Origin of the sequence: Nocardia otitidiscaviarum (assembly GCF_007362295.1) — a bacterium.
Classification (GTDB): Bacteria; Actinomycetota; Actinomycetes; order Mycobacteriales; family Mycobacteriaceae; genus Nocardia; species Nocardia otitidiscaviarum.
Window position 1 is genome coordinate 2940798 of sequence record NZ_CP041695.1, and the last position, 19226, is coordinate 2960023.

The window sequence follows — 19226 nt, forward strand, 5'->3', positions numbered from 1 at the left end:
ACCGTTCCGGAGGCGATCACCCATGACTGCCCTGTCCCCCGTCCTCCTCCAGGCCACCCCCGTCACCGTCGACCACGGTGCGGGCTGCTACCTGTACGACACCGACGGCCGCCGCTACCTGGACTTCACCGCCGGGATCGGCGTCACCAGCACCGGCCACTGTCATCCGCGCGTGGTGGAGGCCGCGCAGGCGCAGGTGGCGAAGCTGGTGCACGGCCAGTACACGACCGTCATGCACCGGCCGCTGCTCGATCTCACCGAGAAGCTCGGTGAAGTGCTGCCGGAGGGGTTGGATTCGCTGTTCTTCGCCAATTCCGGCAGTGAGGCCGTCGAGGCGGCTTTACGGTTGGCGCGGCAATCCACCGGGCGGCCGAACATCATCGTCTTCCACGGCGGTTTCCACGGCCGTACCGTCGCCGCCGCCACCATGACCACCTCCGGCACCCGTTTCTCGGCCGGTTTCAGCCCGCTCATAGGCGGGGTGCACGTGGCCCCCTTCCCCACCGCGTTCCGCTACGGCTGGAGCGAGGAACAGGCCACCGATTTCGCGCTGCGGGAACTGGACTACATCCTGGCCACCCTCACCTCCCCGGCCGAGACCGCGGCCTTCGTCGTGGAACCGGTGCTCGGTGAGGGCGGCTACGTGCCCGCCACCGCCGGATTCCTGCAGGGTTTGCGTGAGCGCGCCGACCGGCACGGGATTCTGCTGGTGCTCGACGAGATCCAGACCGGGTTCGGGCGCACCGGAAAGTTCTTCGGGCATCAGCACTTCGGTATCCGGCCCGACATCATCACCATCGCCAAGGGGTTGGCCAGCGGCTTCCCGCTCTCGGGTATCGCGGCTCCGGCCGAGCTCATGGCGCGGGCCTGGCCCGGTTCGCAGGGCGGCACCTACGGCGGGAACGCGGTGGCGTGCGCGGCCGCCCTGGCCACCCTCGAGGTGATCGAGAAGGAGGGTCTGGTCGAGAACGCGGCGCTGCGTGGTCGTGAACTGCTCGACGGGGTGCGGGCCCGCGCCACCTCCGGCATCGGCGACGTGCGCGGTCTCGGCCTCATGGTGGGTGCCGAATTCACTACGGCCGCAGGGGAACCCGATACGGCCACGGCCACCGAGGCGCGGCGGCTGGCGGTGGAGAAGGGCATGCTGCTGCTGGCGTGCGGCGCGCACATGAACGTGGTGCGCATGATCCCGGCGCTGGTCGCGACCGCCGAACAGATCCGCGAGGGCCTCGACATCTGGGAGGCGGTGCTCGCCGAGCTGTGAGCGCGGCCGAACTCCGCCCCACCGATACGGAAGGCTGAACCCATGACCCGCTATCTGACCATCACTCTCACCAAGGCCGGGGTGAGCTGCCGCGCCCGCCTGCTCGACGAGCAGGCCCCGCACACCTGCGAGGCGGTGTGGAACGCGCTACCGCAGGAAGGTGACGCCTTCCACGCCAAGTACGCCCGCAACGAGGTCTACACCCTGCTCCCCCGCATCACCGCCGCCCCGCATCGGGAAAACCCCACGGTCACACCGATTCCCGGCGACGTGTGCCTGTTCGACTTCGAGCCGTGGGAGATCGGCAACCCCGCCTACGGCTACGAACCGGGCTCGGCCGCCCACCACGCCCAGGGCGCCACCGATCTGGCCCTGTTCTACGGTCGCAACAACTTGCTCATCAACGGCGACCTGGGCTGGGTCCCCGGCAATGTCTTCGCCACCATCGAAGACGGCCTCGCCGAGATCGCCGCCGCCTGCAATACCCTGTGGCTGCGCGGCGTGGAGGGCGAAACGCTCGCCTTCGCCCGCGCCGACTGACATCCGCACGCCGGGTGACATCCGCACCGGGACGGGTCCGCGCAGACCGGTCCCGGTGCGGCGTCGACACGTCGGTGCAGACACCCTCGATTCGTCGGTGTTTTCCGAGTGCCGGTTTCCAATCTTGTTGGCGCAGTGGCCGCACAGGCGCGGCCGCGGTGATCAGGTGCAGGAGCCGTCCGCTGTGCAGTCCGCGCTCGGCTCTCCCGCACCGTCGCGTTGGTGGCCTCGGCGGGCGTCGCGGTCGAAGATGCCGAGAATTTCGCACGGGCCGCCTTCGGTGCCGATGGCATGCGGCAGCATGGTGGGGAACTCGGCGGCCTGGTTGGTCTCGACGCGGAAGCGCCGGTGGCCGAGCATGAGGATCGCGGTGCCGGACAGGACGACCAGCCACTCGCGGCCGGGGTGCGCGCGCATCCGGGCGGGGTTGTCCGGTGGAGGTTCGGTCATGCGTTGACGCACGACGCTCATGCCCGGTACGCCCTTGATCGACCAGCGCATGAGCCCGTGCGCGGCGTCGATCATCGGACTGATGACGACATCGTCGGCCGCGGTCTCCACCAGTTGGTCCAGCGTGGTGTCCAGCGCGCGGGCGAGGGTGACCAGCTGATCGAGAGCGAGCCGTCGCTGGCCGTTCTCGATACGGGAGAGGGTGGACTGGCTCAGGTGCGCGCGGGTGGCGAGTTCTTCCAGGGACCAGCCCTGTGCCACGCGTAACGCGCGGATGCGTTTGCGTACGAGGCTGTCCAGTTCACCATCTTCTTGCGTCATGGGCAACAGTGTATGCCTGTACTGCAAACTGCGGTTATGGTCGCTCGTAGCTGTCCAGAACAGCTGGACCAGGCATGAAGGGACAAGGATATGGCGGAGACCGCTTTCACCTACGCGTCCGACACAGTGCCCGACGAGACCATCGACGTCGTGGTGATCGGCGGGGGCGCCGCGGGACTCAACGGTGCGCTGATGCTCGCCCGCTCCCGTCGTTCGGTCGTCGTGATCGACAGCGGAGAACCCCGCAACGCGCCCGCCGAGGCCATGCACGGCTTCCTGGTGCTCGACGGCACCCCGCCCGCGCAGCTGCTCGAACGAGGACGGCAACAGGTGCGCCACTACGGCGGCCGGGTGGTGTACGCGACAGTGGCTTCCACTGCGCCCGCAGCCCCGTCCCCAGACGGTGACCCGAGATTCACCGCCACCCTGACCGACGGCCGCACCCTGACCGCCCGCCGTGTGCTGGTGGCGACCGGGCTGCGCGATGTGCTGCCCGACGTACCGGGCCTGGCACAGCACTGGGGCCACGGCGTGGTGCACTGCCCGTACTGCCATGGCTGGGAGGTGCGCGACGAGCCCATCGGCATCATCGCCACCGGACCGGTCTCGATCCATCACGCGCTGCTGTTCCGCCAGCTGACCGGCGACCTGGTCTTTTTCACCGGCGACACCGACCTCGACCGCGACACTCGCGCGCGCTTCGCCGCCCGCGACATCACCGTCGTCGACACTCCGGTGGCGGAGGTCGTCACCGCCGCCGACGGCACCCTCACCGGTGTCCGGTTGACCGACGGTCGGGTGGTCGCCCGCCGTGTCCTCGCGGTCGCCACCCACATGCGGGCCCGCACCGCGGGCCTGGAACAACTCGAGCTGCCGATGGAGGATCTGCCCGACAACATGGGCCGCCGGTTCTCCTCCGGCATGGCCGGCGCCACCGACGTGCCCGGCGTGTGGGTGGCCGGTAACGCGACCGACCTTGCCGCCCAGGTCGGTGCGTCCGCGGCGGCCGGCGCACTGGCCGGAGCCCACATCAACGCCATGCTCGCCACCGCGGACACCGACGCGGCTCTGGCCGCGATGCGGGCCACCACCTGACCGAACGGTCCGCGTTCGTCCCGCGAGCCCCGAGTCGATTCGCCGGTCCCGGCGCCCGGGCGCTGCCCCGGCGCCGACTTCGTCATGCCCTTTTCGGGAGGAAGCCATGAATACCAACCAACCCGCACACGTCGCCCCCGACTCGACCCCGGACGGCGGCACACCGGATGCAGGTCAGCTGCGCGCCATCCTGATCGCGGTCTCGATCGCGCTGATGGCCGTCATCTCCTCGGTCTCCGGGCTCGGTGTCGCCCAGACCCAGATGGCTGTCGAGTTCGGCGCCTCGCAGAACACCATTCTGTGGATCATCAATATCTACACCCTCACCCTGGCCGCTTTGCTGCTGCCGCTCGGTGCCATCGGTGACCGGCTGGGCCGCAAACCCGTGCTCATCGTGGGCCTGGCCGTTTTCGGCGTCGCGAACGTCGTGGCGGGCCTCGCTCCGAACACCGAGGGGATGCTCGGTGCGCGCATGGTTGCCGGCATCGGGGCGGCCATGATCATGCCCATCACCCTTGCGGTGATCACCTCCACCTTCCCCGAAGAACAGCGCGGCAAAGCGATCGGTGTGTGGACGGGCGTCGCCGGCGGCGGCGGCATCCTGGGTATGTTCCTGTCCGCACTGCTCGTCGACGTCGCCGCCTGGCGCTGGCTGTTCGTCCTGCCCGTGGCTCTGGTCATCGCAGCCTTGGCCACGGCGCTCACCGCGGTGCCGAACTCGCGCGAGCACTCCTCGCACGCCTTCGATACCGTCGGGGCGCTGATCTCCGTCGTCGCCGTGGTCGGCCTCATCTTCGTCCTGCAAGAAGGCCCCGAACGAGGCTGGACGGCACCCGCGACACTGATCAGCCTCGGCGTGGGCCTCCTCGCCACCGTCGGGTTCGTGGCATGGGAACTGCGCCGCCGCGACACGGCGCTACTGGATGTCAGCCTCTTCGGTGAGCGCGGCCTGGCCGGCGGCTCGATCACGCTACTGGTCGTCTTCGGTGTCCAAGCCGGCATCGCCGTCGTGCTGTTCCCGTTCTTCCAGGCGGTGCTCGGCTGGTCGGGCCTGCTGGCCACGCTGGCGCTGATGCCCATGGCCGTGGCGATGATGATGACCTCCGGTTTGGCCCCCAAGGTGGCCGAGCGCATCGGCTCCCGCCCGACCATGGCGATCGGCATCGCAGTGGGCGGCGTCGGCCTGGCGCACATGGCCGGGTGCGCCTCCGTCGACGGCGGCTACCTGTCCATCCTGCCCGGCATCCTCGCCATGGGAATCGGCATGGGCCTGGCGATGACTCCCTCCACTCAGGCCATCACCAGCTCTCTGCCACGAGACAAGCAGGGCGTCGCCTCCGCTCTCAACGACGTCACCCGCGAATTCGGCACCGCACTCGGTGTCGCCCTGCTCGGCGCCCTCGTGGCCACCGGCTACCGCAACACCATCGACGGCAAGCTCGACGGCATCCCGCACGACACCGCGAACACCGCACGCGAAGGCATCGCCAATGCCGTCGACGCCGCCGACGGTGCAGGGTCTCACGCACAGCAGCTGATCCAGGCTGCCCAGCAGTCCTTCGTCGACGGTTGGCAGCAGGCCATGTGGGTGGGTGTCGGCGTCATGGGTGCCCTGTGCCTCTACATCCTCACGGCCGGCCCCGAGAACACCCGCGCCTATCCGGCGCCGGAGGCCGAAGCGCCCGAGCCGATCACATCGCGCTGACCACGCAACAGCCTGCAGCCGTCCCTGGGTTGAGGTGTGGGCCCGGGCAACGCCAGCCCGGTACTGCCCTGCCTGCCTGCGACGGCACTCGCGACTGAACTGGCCAGGTCCGCGAATCCGCCACCCAGCTCAGGGTGTTCCGTAGAGGTGTGTCGAGCGGGGGCGTGGGCAGGTGTCAGGCCGCGAGGACGGCCTCGGCGTAGCGGGCCAGCGCCAGCACCAGGTCGTCGGAGTGGCGCGGGCCGACGATCTGCATGCCCACCGGCAGTCCGGCGGCGGTGGTGCCGGCGGGGATGCTGATGGCGGGCTGCTGGGTGAGGTTGAACGGGTAGGTGAACGGGGTCCACTGCGGCCAGCTGTGCAGGTCGCTGCCGGGCGGCACGTCGTGTCCGGCGTCGAAGGCGGGGATCGGGACCGTGGGGGTGATGAGCACGTCGTGGGCGGTGTGGAAGGCGCCCATCACGATGCCGACGTCGGCGGCGGTGGCGCGGGCGTCGAGATAGTCGATGGCGGTGAGGTGCTCGCCGTGCTCCCACACCCGTGCCAGGCCGGGGTCGACGATCTCGCGGCTGCCGTCGGGGAATTTCGACAGCATGGTGGCCGCGCCGGCCGCCCACAGGTTCTCGAACGCTTCGCGCGGATCGGTGAAGCCGGGGTCGGCGGTGACCACCCGCAGTCCGGCCTCGGCCAGCCGCTCCACGGCGGCGCCGACCACCGCGGCCACCTCCGGATCGACGTCCACGTAGCCGAGGGTCGGCGAGTACGCGACGGTCAGACCGCGCACATCACGCTGCATTTCGGCGCGGAAGGTGGTGAGCATGGGCGGCTGCGCGGTCGGATCGCGGGGATCGGGCAGCGACAGGATGTCCATGAGCAGCGCCGCGTCCTCGACCGTGCGGGTCATGGGTCCGGCGTGGGCGAGCGGACCGAACGGGCTGGCCGGGTACAGCGGAATCCGGCCGTGCGTGGGTTTGAAGCCGACGATGCCGCAGAACGCGGCGGGAATGCGCACACTGCCGCCGCCGTCGGTGCCGACCGACACCGGTCCCATCCCGCCCGCCACCGCGGCCGCGCTGCCGCCGGAGGAGCCGCCCGCGGTGCGGGTGGGATCGACCGGATTGCGGGTGATGCCGGTGAGCGGGCTGTCGGTGGTGGCCTTCCATGCCAGCTCCGGCGTGGTGGTCTTGCCGAGGAACACCATGCCGTCCTCGCGCAGCCGCGCGGTCACCGGACTGTCCACCGGCCACGGCACATCGGCGGCGATGGCCTTGGAGCCGCGCCGGGTGGGCCAGCCCTCGGTGAGGAAGATGTCCTTGATGGAGATCGGCACACCGTCCAGCAGGCCCTTGACATGGCCGCTGTGCCAGCGCTGTTCGGAATCCTTGGCCTGGATGAGCGCGCGATCGGGATCCACCAGGCAGTAGGCGTTGACGTCACGGTCGCGTTCGGCGATCGTGTCGAGGATCGCGTGGGTCGCCTCGACCGGGGAGAGCGCGCCCGCGGCATAGGCGGAGACGAGCTCGACCGCGGTCATGGCGGACGGATCGGTGGGGATGTCGGGGTGCGACATTGCTGGCCTCCTTAGGCGGGCACGTACCCGAGCTCCTTGTCGACCACGTTGTCCAGCGGCCGACCCGCGATCCAGTTGGCGAAATTGCTCGCGAACGCCGCCACCAGTTCCTCCCGCCACCCGGCGGTATCGCCGGAGTTGTGTGGCGTGAGGTGAACGTCGGGCAGGTCCCACAGCGGGTGTCCGGCGGGCAACGGTTCGGGGTCGACCACATCGAGTGCGGCACCCGCGATCGTCCCGGACCGCATCGCGGCAACCAGATCGTCTGTCACCACTAATTCCCCACGACCGACGTTGATGAAACGTGTACGCGGGGACATGGCGGCGAAAGCACGCGCGTCGAACATGTGGCGCGTCGACGGCGTCAGCGGTGCGATGGCGACGACGTAGTCGGCGTGCGGCAGCGCGGCGAGCAGGTCGTCGCCGACGACACCGAAGTCGGGGTCGTCGCGGCGGGCGCGCCGGCCCACCGCCCGCACCCGCATGCCGACCGCGCGCAGCAGCCGGGCGATCTCGCGGCCGATCGCCCCGGTGCCGACCACCAGTGCGGTGGCTCCGGCGATCCGTTCGCCGTTGCGGTGCCGCCACCGGTGTTCGGCCTGTAGGCGCTGCGATTCGGGCAGCCCCTTGGCGAAGTTGAGGATCTGGGCGAGTACGTATTCGGCGATCGGCCGGTCGAAGACGCCGCGGGTGTTGGTGACCACGACGTCGCTGGCGATCAGGTCGTCGAACATGACCGGATCGACGCCGGTGGCGGCGATGTGCAGCCACCGCAGCCGGTCGGCGCCCTGCCAGGCTCCCGGGATCGCTTGGGAGAGAAAGTCGTACACGAACAGCACGTCGGCACCGCGCAACGCGGTCTCGAGGCCGTCGGCTTCGGTGTAGCGAATCGTCGCGCGCTGCGCCACCGGGGCCATGAGATGTGGGTCCGGTAGGTTGCCGTCGTGGAGAACAGTCACAATTGGCCCCTTTTCCACGTTGACAGGCTAGAAAGTCATCGTACGATTGTCAACAATCCGAGTGTGTACACCCCTGGAGTCTCGCTCGGGGGTTGCCGGGCGCGTCGCTCCCGGCAGAAAGGGTTCTGCACCGCGGGCGAGAGGGGCCGTCGTGGAACTGTTTCTCCCCGAGTTCGAGGGGCCGGTGGCGCAACGTGGCATCGGAGTCATCGCCCCCTTCGACCTCGCGTTGGAACGCGAATTGTGGCGCTGGGTACCACTCGAGGTGAGCCTGCACCTCGCCCGGACGCCCTATGAACCGGTGCCGGTCTCCTTGGAGATGGCCGAACTGGTCTCGGACGCCGTCCATCTGACGTCCGCGACCCGCAACGTGCTGCACGTGGAGCCCGAGGTGGTCGCCTACCTGTGCACCTCGGGCAGCTTCATCAAGGGACTGGCGTATGAGAAATCGCTGCGGCGCACCATTTGCCGGGCGGGTGCCCGCGACGCGGTGACCACCTCCGGCGCACTCGCCGAGGCCATCGCGAAACTGGGGTTGACCCGGCTGTCGGTCATCACCCCCTACGACGAGGTGCTCACCCACAAACTGCACGACTTCCTCGGCGAGCTCGGCTGTGCGGTGGTGCGCTCCGACCACCTCGGGCTCGGCGGCGGCATCTGGAAGGTCAGCTATCGGACCATCGCCGAACGCATCATGTTCGCCGACGATCCCGACGCCGAGGCCATCTTCGTCAGCTGCACCAACCTGCCCACCTACGACCTCGTCGAACCGCTCGAAAAGGCGCTCGGCAAACCCGTGCTCACCGCCAACCAACTCACCATGTGGGCCTGTCTGGGGCGGATGAAGCTGCCCATGATGGGCCCCGGCAAATGGCTCCAGGACGTTTTCTGATGATGCGAGCTCCGATGATGCGAGGTATCCCGTGACCGAACACGACACCCGACACGACACCGCCCGACACGGCATCACCGGGACGGATGGCGGCGACCCCGCGACCGGCCACGCGCCCCGTCCCGAGGGCACGACGGACGCGGCGGTGCGGGCCGTGCCCGCGACGGTCGGATTCGTCTACCCCGACCACGCCGCCGAGGACGACTATCCGCGCGCCGCCGCCCTGCTGGGAGTGGAATTGCCGGTCGCGCACATCTACGGCACCGATCTGCACGCCGTGCCCGAACTGCTCGACCTGGGCAGCCCGGAGAAACTGGCACACGGTGCCGACCTGCTCGCCCCGCATCGTCCCGCCGCCGTCGTATGGGCGTGCACCTCGGGCAGTTTCGTGTACGGGCCCGACGGTGCGCGCGGCCAGGCCGAGGGGTTGGCGCGGGCCGCGGGTGTCCCGGCGTCGAGCACCAGTTTCGCGTTCACGCACGCGGCGCACGCACTGGGCGTGACCCGGGTGGCGGTGGTGGCGAGCTATCCCGACGAGGTGGCGCGGCTGTTCGTCGACTTCCTCGCCGCCGCCGGAATCACCGTGGTGTCCATGTCCAGCGCCGGGATCGACACCGCCGCCGAGGTCGGCACCCTCTCCCCCGCGCAGGTGACCGCGCTGGTGTCGGCCAACGACCACCCCGACGCGCAGGCGCTGCTGGTGCCCGATACCGCCATGCACACCCTGGCGGTGCTGCCGGAACTGGAAGCGGCGCTGGGCAAACCGGTGCTGACCGCCAATCAGGTCACCATCTGGGAGGGCCTGCGCCTGGCCGGGCTGCTGGACCGACTACCACCCCACCCATTGCTGGGATCGCTGTTCACGGAGAGAAAGACCTATGCAGACCGTTGAATTCCAGCCGGTGGACCGTCGCTCGACGGCGGAGATGATCGCCGACCGGCTGCGCTCGGCGATCGTCGACGGCACCCTCGAACCCGGCACCCAACTGGTGGAGGCCGATCTGGCCGCCCAGTTCGACGTCTCCCGCGGACCGGTGCGGGAGGCCATGCAGCGCCTGGTGTCGGAGGGGCTGGCCTACAGCATCCGCCACCGCGGCATCTTCGTCATCGACCTCACCCTCGACGATGTGGTCGACATCTACCGGGCCCGGACCGCCATCGAGGGCGGTGCGCTGGACCTGATCCTGGAGGGCCGCCGCGAGCAGGCCGCGGCCGCGCTCGCACCCGGGGTGGCCGCCATGCGCGCGGCCGCCGCGCGTGGGGACGCGGCCGGGGTCTCCGACGCCGACCACGCGTTCCACAAGTCGCTGGTCGCCTGCTGCGGCAGTGCCCGCCTGGTGCGCGCCGCGGACACCCTGCTCATCGAGACCCGCATGTGCATCGGCGCGTTGCAGAGCACCTACGCCGATCTGGCCGTGCAGGTGGCCGAGCACGAGGAGTTGCGTGCGGCCATCGGCGACGGTCCGCCCGAACGCGCCCGACGACTGCTGCTCGAGCATATGGAGGACGCGGTCACCCGGCTGCGCACCCGCTTTTGACCTGGTGCCGGAGTGCGCCGGTCGGCCGTGTGCCTACCGGCGCGGAGTGTGCTGGTCGGCTGTGCGTGCGCGTACCGACGCCGGACCGGCCCCGGACATGATGCCGCGGGGCCGCGGGTCTCCCGCCGGACGCGTCGGTGCGCATCGGTGCGCAGCGCCTGTGCCTCGGGCGCGAAGCGCACGTGTGCGGGAGACACTGTCGGCCCGTCCCGACGCGGCGAGGACACGGGACACGCCGCGGTGCTTCTGGGGTGCGCACGCTGTCCGCGCCCTAACGCGGCGCGGGGTAGTTCCGTTCCGTCAGCACCCGCGCCAGATGCGCGGCATTGCGGGCCACGGTCGCGGTGGTGGCGGCCACGGCCTCGGGCACCTGGTCCAGGTCCTTGTAGTCGGTGCCGCCCATGGCCTGGTCGTTCCAGTAGGTGCAGCCCTGTGACGGGATGGTGAACCCGATGTCGTTCAGCCCCTGGAACAGGTCGGCGACGATCTTGTGCGCGCCGTCCTCGTTGCCGACCACCGCGGCCACGGCCACCTTGCCGGTCATGGCGGGGCGGCCCGCCTCGTCGGTTTCGGACAGTGCGGCGTCCAGGCGTTCCAGTACCCGCTGGGCGATGGAGGACATGTGCCCGACCCAGGTCGGGGTGGCGACGACCAGGATGTCGGAGGCCGCGATCTCGGCGCGCAGTCGCGGCCACTCGTCGCCGTCGCCCTCGTCGGCGCTCACCCCGGGCAGCACGTCGTAGTCGGCGACGCGCAGCACCTGCCCCTTCACCTCGTGGGTGGTGAGGGCGTCGAGGATCTGGCGGGCGATGAGATCGCTGGAGGAGTCGGCGGGTGACTTCTTCAGCGTGCAGACGAGAGCGGTGGCGGTGAGTGCGGTCATGCGGATCGCTGTCCTTCGATCGGGGTCGGTGGCGGCTCGGGCGGGTCAGTTGCGGCCGAGCGCCCTGGCCAGTTGGGCCTTGGTCATGCGGGAGCGGCCGTGGATATCGCGGTTCTTGGCTTCCTCGTAGAGCTGGTCGCGGGTCGGTCCGCTGGATCCGCGACCGCCCGAGCGGGACCGGGAGCCGCCCGATGATTTCGTCTGCCCGGAGCGGGCACGGTCCTTGTTCACGGTGCGGGCGGCGATCTCCTTGGCGCGTTTCGCGCTGGCACCCTGGTCGCGTTCGGATTTCCGGATGTGTTCGTACTGGCGTTCCTGCTTGTCGGTCCATTCCTTCGGCATGACGCACCTCCTGCACGGGATATAGCCGGGCGACCCGGTGGCAAACGCGGGGGCGGCCGGTTCACGGAAGCGGCGGGTTCACAGAATCGGTCGGCCGCCGGTCACCGCGACGCGGGCCCCGGACACGTAGCTGCCCTCGTCGCTGGCGAGCAGTACGTACACGGGGGCGAGTTCGGCGGGCTGTCCGGCGCGGCCCAGCGGGGTGTCGTCACCGAAGTTCGCCACCTTCTGCACCGGCATGGTGGACGGGATCAGGGGTGTCCAGATCGGGCCGGGTGCGACACTGTTCACGCGAATTCCCTTGGGGCCCAGCATTTGTGCCAGGCTCGCCGACAGGTTGGTGATGGCGGCCTTGGTGGCGGCGTAGGGCGCCAGCGTCGGGGAGGGCATATCCGAGTTCACCGAGGAACTGCCGATGATGGAGCCGCCCGCGGGCATATGCGGCAGCGCCGCCCGCACCAGCGTGAAATAGGCGCTCACATTCACCTTGAAGGTGTAGTCGAATTCGGCGACGGTGATCTCCTCCAGCGACTCGTGGGTCATCTGGTAGGCGGCGTTGCTCACCAGGATGTCGATGCGCCCGAAATCGTCCACGGCGGCGTCGATGACGGCCTGGCAGCGGTCGGGGTCGGCGAGGTCGCCGGGCACCAGCACGGCGCGGCGGCCCGCGTCGCGCACGTACTTCTCCACCTCGGCCGCGTCGTCGTGCTCGTTCAGATACGACAGCACCAGATCCGCGCCCTCGCGGGCGTAGGCGATGGCGACCGCGCGGCCGATGCCGCTGTCGGCGCCGGTGACGACGGCGACCTTCCCGGTGAGCTTGCCGCTGCCGCGATAGCTGTCCTCCCCGCAGTCGGGGACCGGCCGCATGCGCTGCTGGGTGCCGGGTATCTCTTGCTGCTGTTCGGGAAATCCCACGACGGTCTCCTCTGCTGTCCGGGTGCGGGAAGCTCACCGGTTGCGGGGGGAAGAGCCTCCGCTGCGGCGGTACCCGGCGCGGTCGCCGGTAAACGAGACGACCGGCCGTGCTTTACAAGCCGCAGGGTCGCGAGGAGTGTGGACAGCAGTGCCGGGTAGTTCCTCCGACGAACGGTTCCGTGGAGAGGAGTGACATGTCCGAGAACGACACCGCACGGATCTACACCACCGACGACGCCGGTATCCCGGTCCCCAGCGATGAGCATTCGCTGACGGTGGGACCCGACGGGCCGATCCTGCTCAACGACGCGTACCTGATCGAGAAGATGGCCGCGTTCAATCGGGAGCGGGTGCCCGAACGCCAGCCGCATGCCAAGGGCGGCGGCGCTTTCGGGGTTTTCGAGGTCACCGAGGATGTGAGCGCCTACACCTGCGCCGACGTCTTCCAGCCGGGCCGCAGGACCGAGATGCTGGCCCGATTCTCCACCGTGGCCGGGGAGCGCGGCAGCCCGGACACCTGGCGTGATCCGCGCGGTTTCGCCCTCAAGTTCTACACCCGGCACGGCAATTTCGACCTGGTCGGCAACAACACGCCGATCTTCTTCGTGCGTGATCCGATGAAGTTCCAGGATTTCATCCGGTCACAGAAACGCCGCGCCGACAACAATCTGCGCGATCACGATATGCAGTGGGATTTCTGGACGCTGTCACCGGAATCGGCGCACCAGGTGACCTGGCTGATGGGTGATCGCGGTATTCCGCGCAGTTGGCGGCATATGAACGGCTACTCCAGCCACACCTATCTGTGGGTCAATGCCGACGGCGCGAAATTCTGGGTGAAATACCATTTCAAGACCGATCAGGGCATCGAGTTCTTCACCCAGGACGAGGGCGACCAGATGGCGTCCATGGACACCGACTATCACACCCGGGACCTGTGGGAGCACATCGACGCCGGGGAGTTCCCGTCCTGGACGCTGTCCATGCAGATCATGCCGTTCGAGGAGGCCAAAACCTACCGGTTCAACCCGTTCGATCTCACCAAGGTGTGGCCGCACGGCGACTATCCGCTGCACCCGGTGGGCCGGATGACGTTGAACCGCAATCCCGCCGACTACCACACCGAGATCGAGCAGGCCGCGTTCGAACCCAGCAACGCGGTGCCCGGCACCGGGCCGAGCCCGGACAAGATGCTGTTGGGCCGCTGGTTCTCCTACCCGGACGCGCACCGGTACCGGATCGGCGCGAACTACAAGGAGCTACCGGTCAACGCCCCGCACTCACCGCGCCACTCCTACACCAAGGACGGGCACATGCGGTACCACAATGCGGGAGATCCGGTGTACGTGCCGAATTCGAAGGGCGGCCCGCACGCCGATCCGGCCCTGGCCGGACCGCAGGCGGTCTGGCACACCGACGGCGAGATGGTGCGGCAGGCGTACACGCGCCGCCGCGACGACGACGATTGGGGACAGGCCGGGACCATGGTCCGCGAGGTCCTCGACGACGCGGCCCGCGACCGGCTGGTGAACAATATCGTCGGCCACCTGCTCAACGGCGTCACCGAACCGGTGCTGGTGCGCGCCTTCGACTACTGGCGCAATGTCGACAAGGACCTCGGCGACCGCGTGGAATCCGGGGTGCGCGCCAAACAGGGCGAGAAGGATCCCAAGGCCGAACAGCAGGCGAACCCGGCGCGCTCGTCCGCCCAGCGCAAAGCCTGAGCGCAACCCGACACGGCGGCGCGCCGCACGGCCGGTAACCCGCCGCGCGGGCCGTCGTGCTCGCCGCTCCGCACGCGGCGTCGGCATGCGCCGTCCGGGTCGGCGCTTCCAGTGTGCCCGCCGCCGATTCGGCGGAGATCGCCGCACGGGTCGCCGTCGAGCACACGGCCGTCGCGTGGGCGGCGTGTGGGCGGCGTGTGGGTCGTATTCGGGCCTCGACCGGTGATGTGCGCCCTGCGCGGATGCCCCCTGTCTACGGTCCGCGCTCACCCGTGTCGGTCGCGGTACACCCGCGCCGCGCCCGGGTGCAGGGCGATGCCGGCGGTGTCGATCAGGGAGCGCACGTCCAGGAACTGCGTGCCCGCCGCCTCGGCGGGCACCAGTGCGTCGGCGTGCCCGCGAGTGGTCGCGGCCCTGGTGCGGGTTCGAGCGCCACAGCTGACCATGAGGGCTGCGAGGGATTTCGCACACCGCCGCAGGACGATTCGCGGCGTCAGGTAGACCGGGGGAACACGCCGCAGGGTTCGGGCAGATCCGGCATGTCCTACGAATTTCCGAGTGAGGCGGACGAACTCGAATAGGCTCCCCGGTGTGCTGGCCCGCTACCGGTACCGCGCTTACCCGAACGACGGGCAGGTTCGGATGCTGGCGAGAACATTCGGATGCGCACGCACCGTGTACAACGATGCCCTGCGCTGTCGCGATGACGCATATCACGCTGGTATTCGACTCAGTGACGCCGACATTCAGAAGATCGTCACCACGGATGCGAAGCGGACGCCGGAACGGGCGTGGTTGACGGACGTCCCAGCTGTAGTTCTCGTCCAAGCCGTCAATGATGCTGATCGGGCATATCGGAGTTGGTTCGACTCCATGGCGAAGCGAGGGAAGCGCGGGCGTGTCGGAAAGCCACGATTCAAGACGCGAAGATCGCGGCGGCAGTCGATTCGCTTCACGCGGTGCGGTTTTCGCGTGACCACACGCGGCGTTCGGCTGATCAAGGTCGGTGAGGTTCGACTGGAGTGGTCCCGCGCATTGCCGTCGACGCCGTCGAGCGTGACCCTCATTCGTGAAGCCGACGGCAGCTACTACGTCTCCTTCGTCGTCGAAATCGACGAGACACCACTGCCAGAGTGTGCGACTGTCGCCGGAATCGATTTGGGGCTCACGAACCTGGTAACCGTCGTGCGGTCGGATGGGGAGCGGCAGAAGATCGCGAGCCCGAGGCACCTGCGGACGGCCCAGCGTCGAATAGCGAAAGCTCAGAAGGCGCTGTGTCGCAAACAGAAAGGAAGTAGGGAACCGCGAGAAGGCACGGGTTCGGGTGGCGCGCCTCCATCGGAAGGTACGAGACACCCGGCTCGATCACCATCACAAACTCGCGCTACGGCTGATTCGTGAGAACCAAGCAATCGCCGTCGAGGATCTTCCTATCGTCGCTCTGGTCCGCACTCGGTTGGCCACGTCGATCCATGATGCAGGGTGGGCATTACTGCTGCGTTTGCTGCGTGAGAAGGCGGCTCGCTACGGACGTAGCGTGGTCCGTGTGGATCGATGGACGCCCACCACGCGACAGTGCTCGATGTGCCGCCACAACGACGGTGCGAAGCCACTGGGCGTTCGAGCGTGGACGTGTCCCAGGTGTGGCACCTACCTGGATCGTGATTTCAATGCCGCACTGAACATTCTCGACGCCGCCGGGCTGGCGGAGTCGCTAAACGCCTGTGGAGGAGATGTCAGACTTCGGCTCGCCGGAGCGATCGCCAGTGAAGCGGGAACCCACCGAACAGACACCCCATGAAGGGTGCTGCGTAGGGATCCTGCCGTCGCGACGGCAGGACGGAAGTCAACAGTCGTACCATTCACGCGAGGGGGGATGCCTCATCACATCCCGACCGTGAACCAGTCGGCAGCCACACCCGCGGCGGGAGGGGTGCGGCCGTTTCCTAACCGTCCCTCAGGACGATCGCCGATGTACGCAAATCGGTCACGCGGGGGCCGGGCTCGCTTTACGGTCAGGGAAAGTCGGGCCGAGCGAAGCGAGATGTGTGATGGCCGAAGCGAAGACCTCCTGTGCCGCGTTCCAGCGGGTGGCCGCCATCGATCCGGAGGCGGTGGCGGTGCGTTCGGTGGGCGGGACGCAGACGTTGACGTGGCGGGAGTACGCCGACCAGGTTCGGGCGGTGGCGGCGGGGTTGTCCGCGCTGGGAATCGGGCGCGGCGACACCGTCGCGCTCATGATGGCCAACCGGGTGGAGTTCTATCCGCTCGAGGTGGGCGCGCAGCACACGGGGGCCACCTCGTTCTCGGTGTACAACACGCTCTCGGCGGAGCAGTTGGCGTACGTATTCGCCAATGCGCGCAACCGGGTGGTGATCTGCGAGGAACAGTACGTGCGGCGGGTGCGGGCGTCGGGGGTGGATATCGAGACCATCGTGTGCGTGGACGGGACCCCGGAGGGCACCATCGGGGTCGCGGAGTTGATGGCGTCGGGGCGCGCCGATTTCGATTTCGACGCCACCTGGCGGGCGGTCGGCGCGGACGATATCGTCACGCTCTGCTACACGTCGGGGACCACCGGCAATCCGAAGGGCGTGGAGATCACGCACGCGAACCTGGCGTTCGAATGCGAAACCTACGCATCGGTCATGCCCATCGAATTCGGCGACCGGATCACCTCGTATCTGCCGACCGCGCATATGGCCGACCGGGTGACGGCACTGTACCTTCAGGAATTCCGCGGCACCCAGATCACGGTGGTGCCGGATCGCACCCAGTTGCCCGCGGCCCTGGCCGACGTGCATCCGACCATCTGGGGCGCGGTGCCGCGGGTGTGGGAGAAACTCAAGGCGGCCGTGGAATTCTCGGTGGCCAGCGAAACCGACGACACCCGCAGGGCGGCCTTGACCTGGGCATTGGAGGTTGCCGGGCGTAAGGCCGCCGCCCAGTTGGCGGGCACCTCCCTCGATGAGGTGCAGGCCGCGGAATGGGCGAAGGCCGATGAGCTGGTGCTGTCGACACTGCGCGCGAAACTCGGCCTGGACCAATTGAAGTGGGCGCTGTCGGGGGCCGCGCCGATTCCACCGGAAACCCTCGGATTCTTCTACGGCCTCGGCATTCCCATCTCCGAAGTCTGGGGCATGTCCGAACTGACCTGTGTGGCGTCGGTGAGTCCGCCCGAACAGGCGCGGCTGGGCACGGTCGGAAAACTGCTGCCGGGTCTGGAGGGACGCATCGCCGAGGACGGTGAATACCTGGTGCGCGGACCGCTGGTGATGAAACGCTACCGCGACGAACCGGAGAAGACGGCCGAGGCGCTCGACGCCGACGGCTGGCTGCACACCGGCGATATCGTCACCGTCGACGACGAGGGATATCTGCGGGTGGTGGACCGCAAGAAGGAAATCATCATCAATTCGGCCGGAAAGAACATGTCCCCGGCCAATATCGAGAACACCGTCAAGGCCGCCACCCCGCTCATCGGAGCCATGGCGGTGATCGGCGACAACCGGCCCTACAACACCGCCCTCATCGTGCTGGACGCCGAATCCGCCGGGCCCTACACGGCCGGGCGCGGTCTGGCCGACGCCTCCGCCGCGGCCCTGGCCGTCGACAAGGGCGTCATCGAGGACATCGCCCGCGGGGTGGCGGCGGGCAATGCCAAACTCTCCCGCGTCGAACAGGTCAAGCGGTTCACCATCCTGCCCACCTTCTGGGAGCCCGGCGGCGAGGAGATCACCCTCACCATGAAACTGCGCCGCACCCCCATCGCGCAGAAGTACGCGAGCGAGATCGAACGGCTCTACGCCGACGAACTCGCCGAACACGTCCACGAACCGTCCGACCCCCACGCGGCCACCATGCCGTAGTCGCGCGGCCGGACCGGTGCCGTGGCCGCCACCACCCGCCGCCCGTGCCCAGGCGGCGGGTGGTGTGTCACGCACACGGACCGCCGGGCGTGCGGTCACGGGGTGGCGGCGCGCAGGTGCGGCAGCAGTTGCGCGGCCACCGCGTCCGGCCGTTCGGCGTGCAGGAAATGCCCGCAGTCCGGCAGTTCGGCGTGGGTGACCCCGGCGCGTTCGGCCAGCACACGCTGCAGGTCCGCCGACAACGCGCCGTCGCGCGCACCGGCCAGTGCCAGGGTCGGCAGCGTGGGCAGTGGGGCGAGCAGCAGACGGTGGAAGTCGCGGGTGGCGGACCGGTGCACGGTGACCAGCGACCGGTAGTAGCGGGTCGCCGCCCACGCCAGCAGAGGGTCGGTGAAAACCCTTGCGGTGGGCGCGAACTGGGTCTCGCTGAAATCCCAGCCCGGTGACCAGCGCCGCCACAGCCGCCGCACGAACGCCGCGTCGTCGCGCACCAGCAGCCGCGGCGACGCACCCGACTGCATGAGCGGAATATAGGAGGACATGAGCAGCTGGCGCGGCAGCAGCGGCAGTGACCGGCCGGCGAATCCGCCGCCGAACGGCGGTATCGCCAGTACCGACAGGGAAAGCCACTGGCGGGGATACTGTTTCGCCAGCACCAGCGCGACGAACGCGCCCCAGTCGTGCCCGACCAGATGGGTGCGCGGCGCGCCCAGCGCGTGATACCAGGCGGCGATGTCCGCACTCACCGCCATCAGGTCGTAGCGCGCCGACCGTGCCGCCGAGCCCGGCGTGTATCCGCGCAGCCACGGCGCGAGCACCTGAAATCCGTTGTCCACCAGGGCCGGAATCACACCGTCCCAGGTGTGCGGTGTATCGGGGAACCCGTGCAGCAGCAGGACCAGCGGTGCGCTGTCGGGCCCGGCGTGCCGGGCCGACAGCTCCAGGCCGTCACGGCGCAGGGTCAGGGTGCTCTCGGGGATGGACGATGCCATGAACCAACCTCTCATCGAAACGCTCCGGCCGCCGACAGCGCGGCCGGGAACGCCGCCGACGGACCACCGGCCCGCCGACGGCGGAGAAGTTCGTGGCCCCCAACCGAGCCAGGAACGATACGAGTGTGCCGCGTCCCGCTCGGCCCCGGCAGCGGATGCGGGGG

At 69.0% G+C, this 19226-nt stretch carries 17 protein-coding genes and 2 pseudogenes; 11 read left to right on the forward strand and 8 right to left on the reverse strand.

The window, feature by feature from the left end; all coding sequences use genetic code 11:
- Nucleotides 1-22: 22 nt before the first annotated feature.
- Nucleotides 23-1264 carry an aspartate aminotransferase family protein gene (locus FOH10_RS12880; RefSeq protein WP_143980874.1) on the forward strand — a complete coding sequence of 414 codons (1242 nt, stop codon included), beginning with the start codon at nucleotides 23-25 and terminating at the stop codon, nucleotides 1262-1264.
- Between the two features lie 42 nt (nucleotides 1265-1306).
- Nucleotides 1307-1804, forward strand: coding sequence for a DUF3830 family protein (locus FOH10_RS12885; protein ID WP_039818484.1), 498 nt, complete (start codon nucleotides 1307-1309; stop codon nucleotides 1802-1804).
- Between the two features lie 162 nt (nucleotides 1805-1966).
- Here the strand turns inward: FOH10_RS12885 and FOH10_RS12890 are convergent, their stop codons facing one another.
- Nucleotides 1967-2575, reverse strand: a complete 609-nt coding sequence (locus tag FOH10_RS12890; protein ID WP_221937961.1) for an XRE family transcriptional regulator — start codon at nucleotides 2573-2575, stop codon at nucleotides 1967-1969.
- Between the two features lie 90 nt (nucleotides 2576-2665).
- On the opposite strand from FOH10_RS12890, the gene FOH10_RS12895 reads away from it, so the two are divergent.
- Together FOH10_RS12895 and FOH10_RS12900 are read left to right on the forward strand one after the other, a co-directional pair.
- Nucleotides 2666-3670: an NAD(P)/FAD-dependent oxidoreductase gene (locus tag FOH10_RS12895; protein ID WP_143980875.1), complete on the forward strand. Its 1005-nt coding sequence runs from the start codon at nucleotides 2666-2668 to the stop codon at nucleotides 3668-3670.
- A 106-nt stretch (nucleotides 3671-3776) separates the two neighbouring features.
- Nucleotides 3777-5375, forward strand: a complete 1599-nt coding sequence (locus FOH10_RS12900) for an MFS transporter (RefSeq protein ID WP_143980876.1) — start codon at nucleotides 3777-3779, stop codon at nucleotides 5373-5375.
- Nucleotides 5376-5550: 175 nt separating this feature from the next.
- Here FOH10_RS12900 and FOH10_RS12905 read toward each other — a convergent pair whose 3' ends face one another.
- Entirely contained in the window at nucleotides 5551-6945 is a 1395-nt protein-coding gene (locus tag FOH10_RS12905) for an amidase (protein WP_143980877.1), read from the reverse strand.
- An 11-nt stretch (nucleotides 6946-6956) separates the two neighbouring features.
- Nucleotides 6957-7922, reverse strand: coding sequence for a D-2-hydroxyacid dehydrogenase (locus FOH10_RS12910; RefSeq protein ID WP_039818489.1), 966 nt, complete (start codon nucleotides 7920-7922; stop codon nucleotides 6957-6959).
- 133 nt (nucleotides 7923-8055) lie between these two features.
- Between FOH10_RS12910 and FOH10_RS12915 the strand changes: the two genes are divergently transcribed.
- From FOH10_RS12915 to FOH10_RS12925, 3 genes are all read left to right on the forward strand, one after another.
- Nucleotides 8056-8796: a maleate cis-trans isomerase family protein gene (locus tag FOH10_RS12915; RefSeq protein ID WP_029927837.1), complete on the forward strand. Its 741-nt coding sequence runs from the start codon at nucleotides 8056-8058 to the stop codon at nucleotides 8794-8796.
- 145 nt (nucleotides 8797-8941) lie between these two features.
- The gene (locus tag FOH10_RS12920) at nucleotides 8942-9688 is read left to right on the forward strand and encodes a maleate cis-trans isomerase family protein (protein ID WP_306357577.1); all 747 of its coding nucleotides are present in this window, start codon (nucleotides 8942-8944) and stop codon (nucleotides 9686-9688) included.
- Nucleotides 9675-10334 (forward strand): GntR family transcriptional regulator, encoded by a 660-nt coding sequence (locus tag FOH10_RS12925; RefSeq protein ID WP_143980878.1) that lies wholly within the window; start codon nucleotides 9675-9677, stop codon nucleotides 10332-10334. The genes FOH10_RS12920 and FOH10_RS12925 overlap by 14 nt, the downstream gene beginning before the upstream one ends.
- Before the next feature lie 271 nt (nucleotides 10335-10605).
- On the opposite strand, the gene FOH10_RS12930 is transcribed toward FOH10_RS12925, so the two are convergent.
- From FOH10_RS12930 to FOH10_RS12940, 3 genes are all read right to left on the reverse strand, one after another.
- Entirely contained in the window at nucleotides 10606-11217 is a 612-nt protein-coding gene (locus FOH10_RS12930; RefSeq protein ID WP_143980879.1) for a flavodoxin family protein, read from the reverse strand.
- A gap of 45 nt (nucleotides 11218-11262) precedes the next feature.
- A complete protein-coding gene (locus FOH10_RS12935; protein ID WP_143980880.1) occupies nucleotides 11263-11559 on the reverse strand; it encodes a plasmid stabilization protein in 297 nt (98 codons plus the stop codon).
- Nucleotides 11560-11637: 78 nt separating this feature from the next.
- Nucleotides 11638-12477, reverse strand: a complete 840-nt coding sequence (locus FOH10_RS12940) for a glucose 1-dehydrogenase (protein ID WP_143980881.1) — start codon at nucleotides 12475-12477, stop codon at nucleotides 11638-11640.
- Nucleotides 12478-12671: 194 nt separating this feature from the next.
- Here FOH10_RS12940 and FOH10_RS12945 point away from each other — a divergent pair, with 194 nt between their 5' ends.
- Nucleotides 12672-14201: a catalase gene (locus FOH10_RS12945; protein WP_143980882.1), complete on the forward strand. Its 1530-nt coding sequence runs from the start codon at nucleotides 12672-12674 to the stop codon at nucleotides 14199-14201.
- 266 nt (nucleotides 14202-14467) lie between these two features.
- Here the strand turns inward: FOH10_RS12945 and FOH10_RS12950 are convergent.
- A pseudogene (locus FOH10_RS12950) lies at nucleotides 14468-14596 on the reverse strand (TAXI family TRAP transporter solute-binding subunit); the annotation flags it as partial.
- A gap of 247 nt (nucleotides 14597-14843) precedes the next feature.
- Between FOH10_RS12950 and FOH10_RS35605 the strand changes: the two are divergent.
- The 3 genes and pseudogenes from FOH10_RS35605 to fadD11 all read left to right on the forward strand — a co-directional run bounded on the left by FOH10_RS35605 (nucleotide 14844) and on the right by fadD11 (nucleotide 18070).
- Complete coding sequence (locus tag FOH10_RS35605) at nucleotides 14844-15602, forward strand: RNA-guided endonuclease InsQ/TnpB family protein (protein WP_244962074.1); 759 nt, start codon at nucleotides 14844-14846, stop codon at nucleotides 15600-15602.
- A pseudogene (locus tag FOH10_RS35610) lies at nucleotides 15517-16002 on the forward strand (RNA-guided endonuclease InsQ/TnpB family protein); the annotation flags it as partial. The gene FOH10_RS35605 and the pseudogene FOH10_RS35610, both read left to right, overlap by 86 nt.
- 250 nt (nucleotides 16003-16252) lie before the next feature.
- The gene (gene fadD11 / locus FOH10_RS12960) at nucleotides 16253-18070 is read left to right on the forward strand and encodes a fatty acid--CoA ligase FadD11 (RefSeq protein WP_143980883.1); all 1818 of its coding nucleotides are present in this window, start codon (nucleotides 16253-16255) and stop codon (nucleotides 18068-18070) included.
- A gap of 95 nt (nucleotides 18071-18165) precedes the next feature.
- Here fadD11 and FOH10_RS12965 read toward each other — a convergent pair whose 3' ends face one another.
- Nucleotides 18166-19062 carry an alpha/beta fold hydrolase gene (locus tag FOH10_RS12965; protein WP_143980884.1) on the reverse strand — a complete coding sequence of 299 codons (897 nt, stop codon included), beginning with the start codon at nucleotides 19060-19062 and terminating at the stop codon, nucleotides 18166-18168.
- Nucleotides 19063-19226 lie beyond the last annotated feature (164 nt).

What these genes read in the sequence shown, in the direction of transcription:
- FOH10_RS12925 (WP_143980878.1), top strand. Translation starts at nt 9,675, where the DNA reads ATGCAGACCGTTGAATTCCAGCCGGTGGACCGTCGCTCGACGGCGGAG.
- fadD11 (WP_143980883.1), top strand. Translation starts at nt 16,253, where the DNA reads ATGGCCGAAGCGAAGACCTCCTGTGCCGCGTTCCAGCGGGTGGCCGCC.
- FOH10_RS12880 (WP_143980874.1), top strand. Translation starts at nt 23, where the DNA reads ATGACTGCCCTGTCCCCCGTCCTCCTCCAGGCCACCCCCGTCACCGTC.
- FOH10_RS12890 (WP_221937961.1), bottom strand. Translation starts at nt 2,575, where the DNA reads ATGACGCAAGAAGATGGTGAACTGGACAGCCTCGTACGCAAACGCATC.
- FOH10_RS35605 (WP_244962074.1), top strand. Translation starts at nt 14,844, where the DNA reads ATGCTGGCGAGAACATTCGGATGCGCACGCACCGTGTACAACGATGCC.
- FOH10_RS12945 (WP_143980882.1), top strand. Translation starts at nt 12,672, where the DNA reads ATGTCCGAGAACGACACCGCACGGATCTACACCACCGACGACGCCGGT.
- FOH10_RS12965 (WP_143980884.1), bottom strand. Translation starts at nt 19,062, where the DNA reads ATGGCATCGTCCATCCCCGAGAGCACCCTGACCCTGCGCCGTGACGGC.
- FOH10_RS12935 (WP_143980880.1), bottom strand. Translation starts at nt 11,559, where the DNA reads ATGCCGAAGGAATGGACCGACAAGCAGGAACGCCAGTACGAACACATC.
- FOH10_RS12895 (WP_143980875.1), top strand. Translation starts at nt 2,666, where the DNA reads ATGGCGGAGACCGCTTTCACCTACGCGTCCGACACAGTGCCCGACGAG.
- FOH10_RS12885 (WP_039818484.1), top strand. Translation starts at nt 1,307, where the DNA reads ATGACCCGCTATCTGACCATCACTCTCACCAAGGCCGGGGTGAGCTGC.
- FOH10_RS12930 (WP_143980879.1), bottom strand. Translation starts at nt 11,217, where the DNA reads ATGACCGCACTCACCGCCACCGCTCTCGTCTGCACGCTGAAGAAGTCA.
- FOH10_RS12900 (WP_143980876.1), top strand. Translation starts at nt 3,777, where the DNA reads ATGAATACCAACCAACCCGCACACGTCGCCCCCGACTCGACCCCGGAC.
- FOH10_RS12905 (WP_143980877.1), bottom strand. Translation starts at nt 6,945, where the DNA reads ATGTCGCACCCCGACATCCCCACCGATCCGTCCGCCATGACCGCGGTC.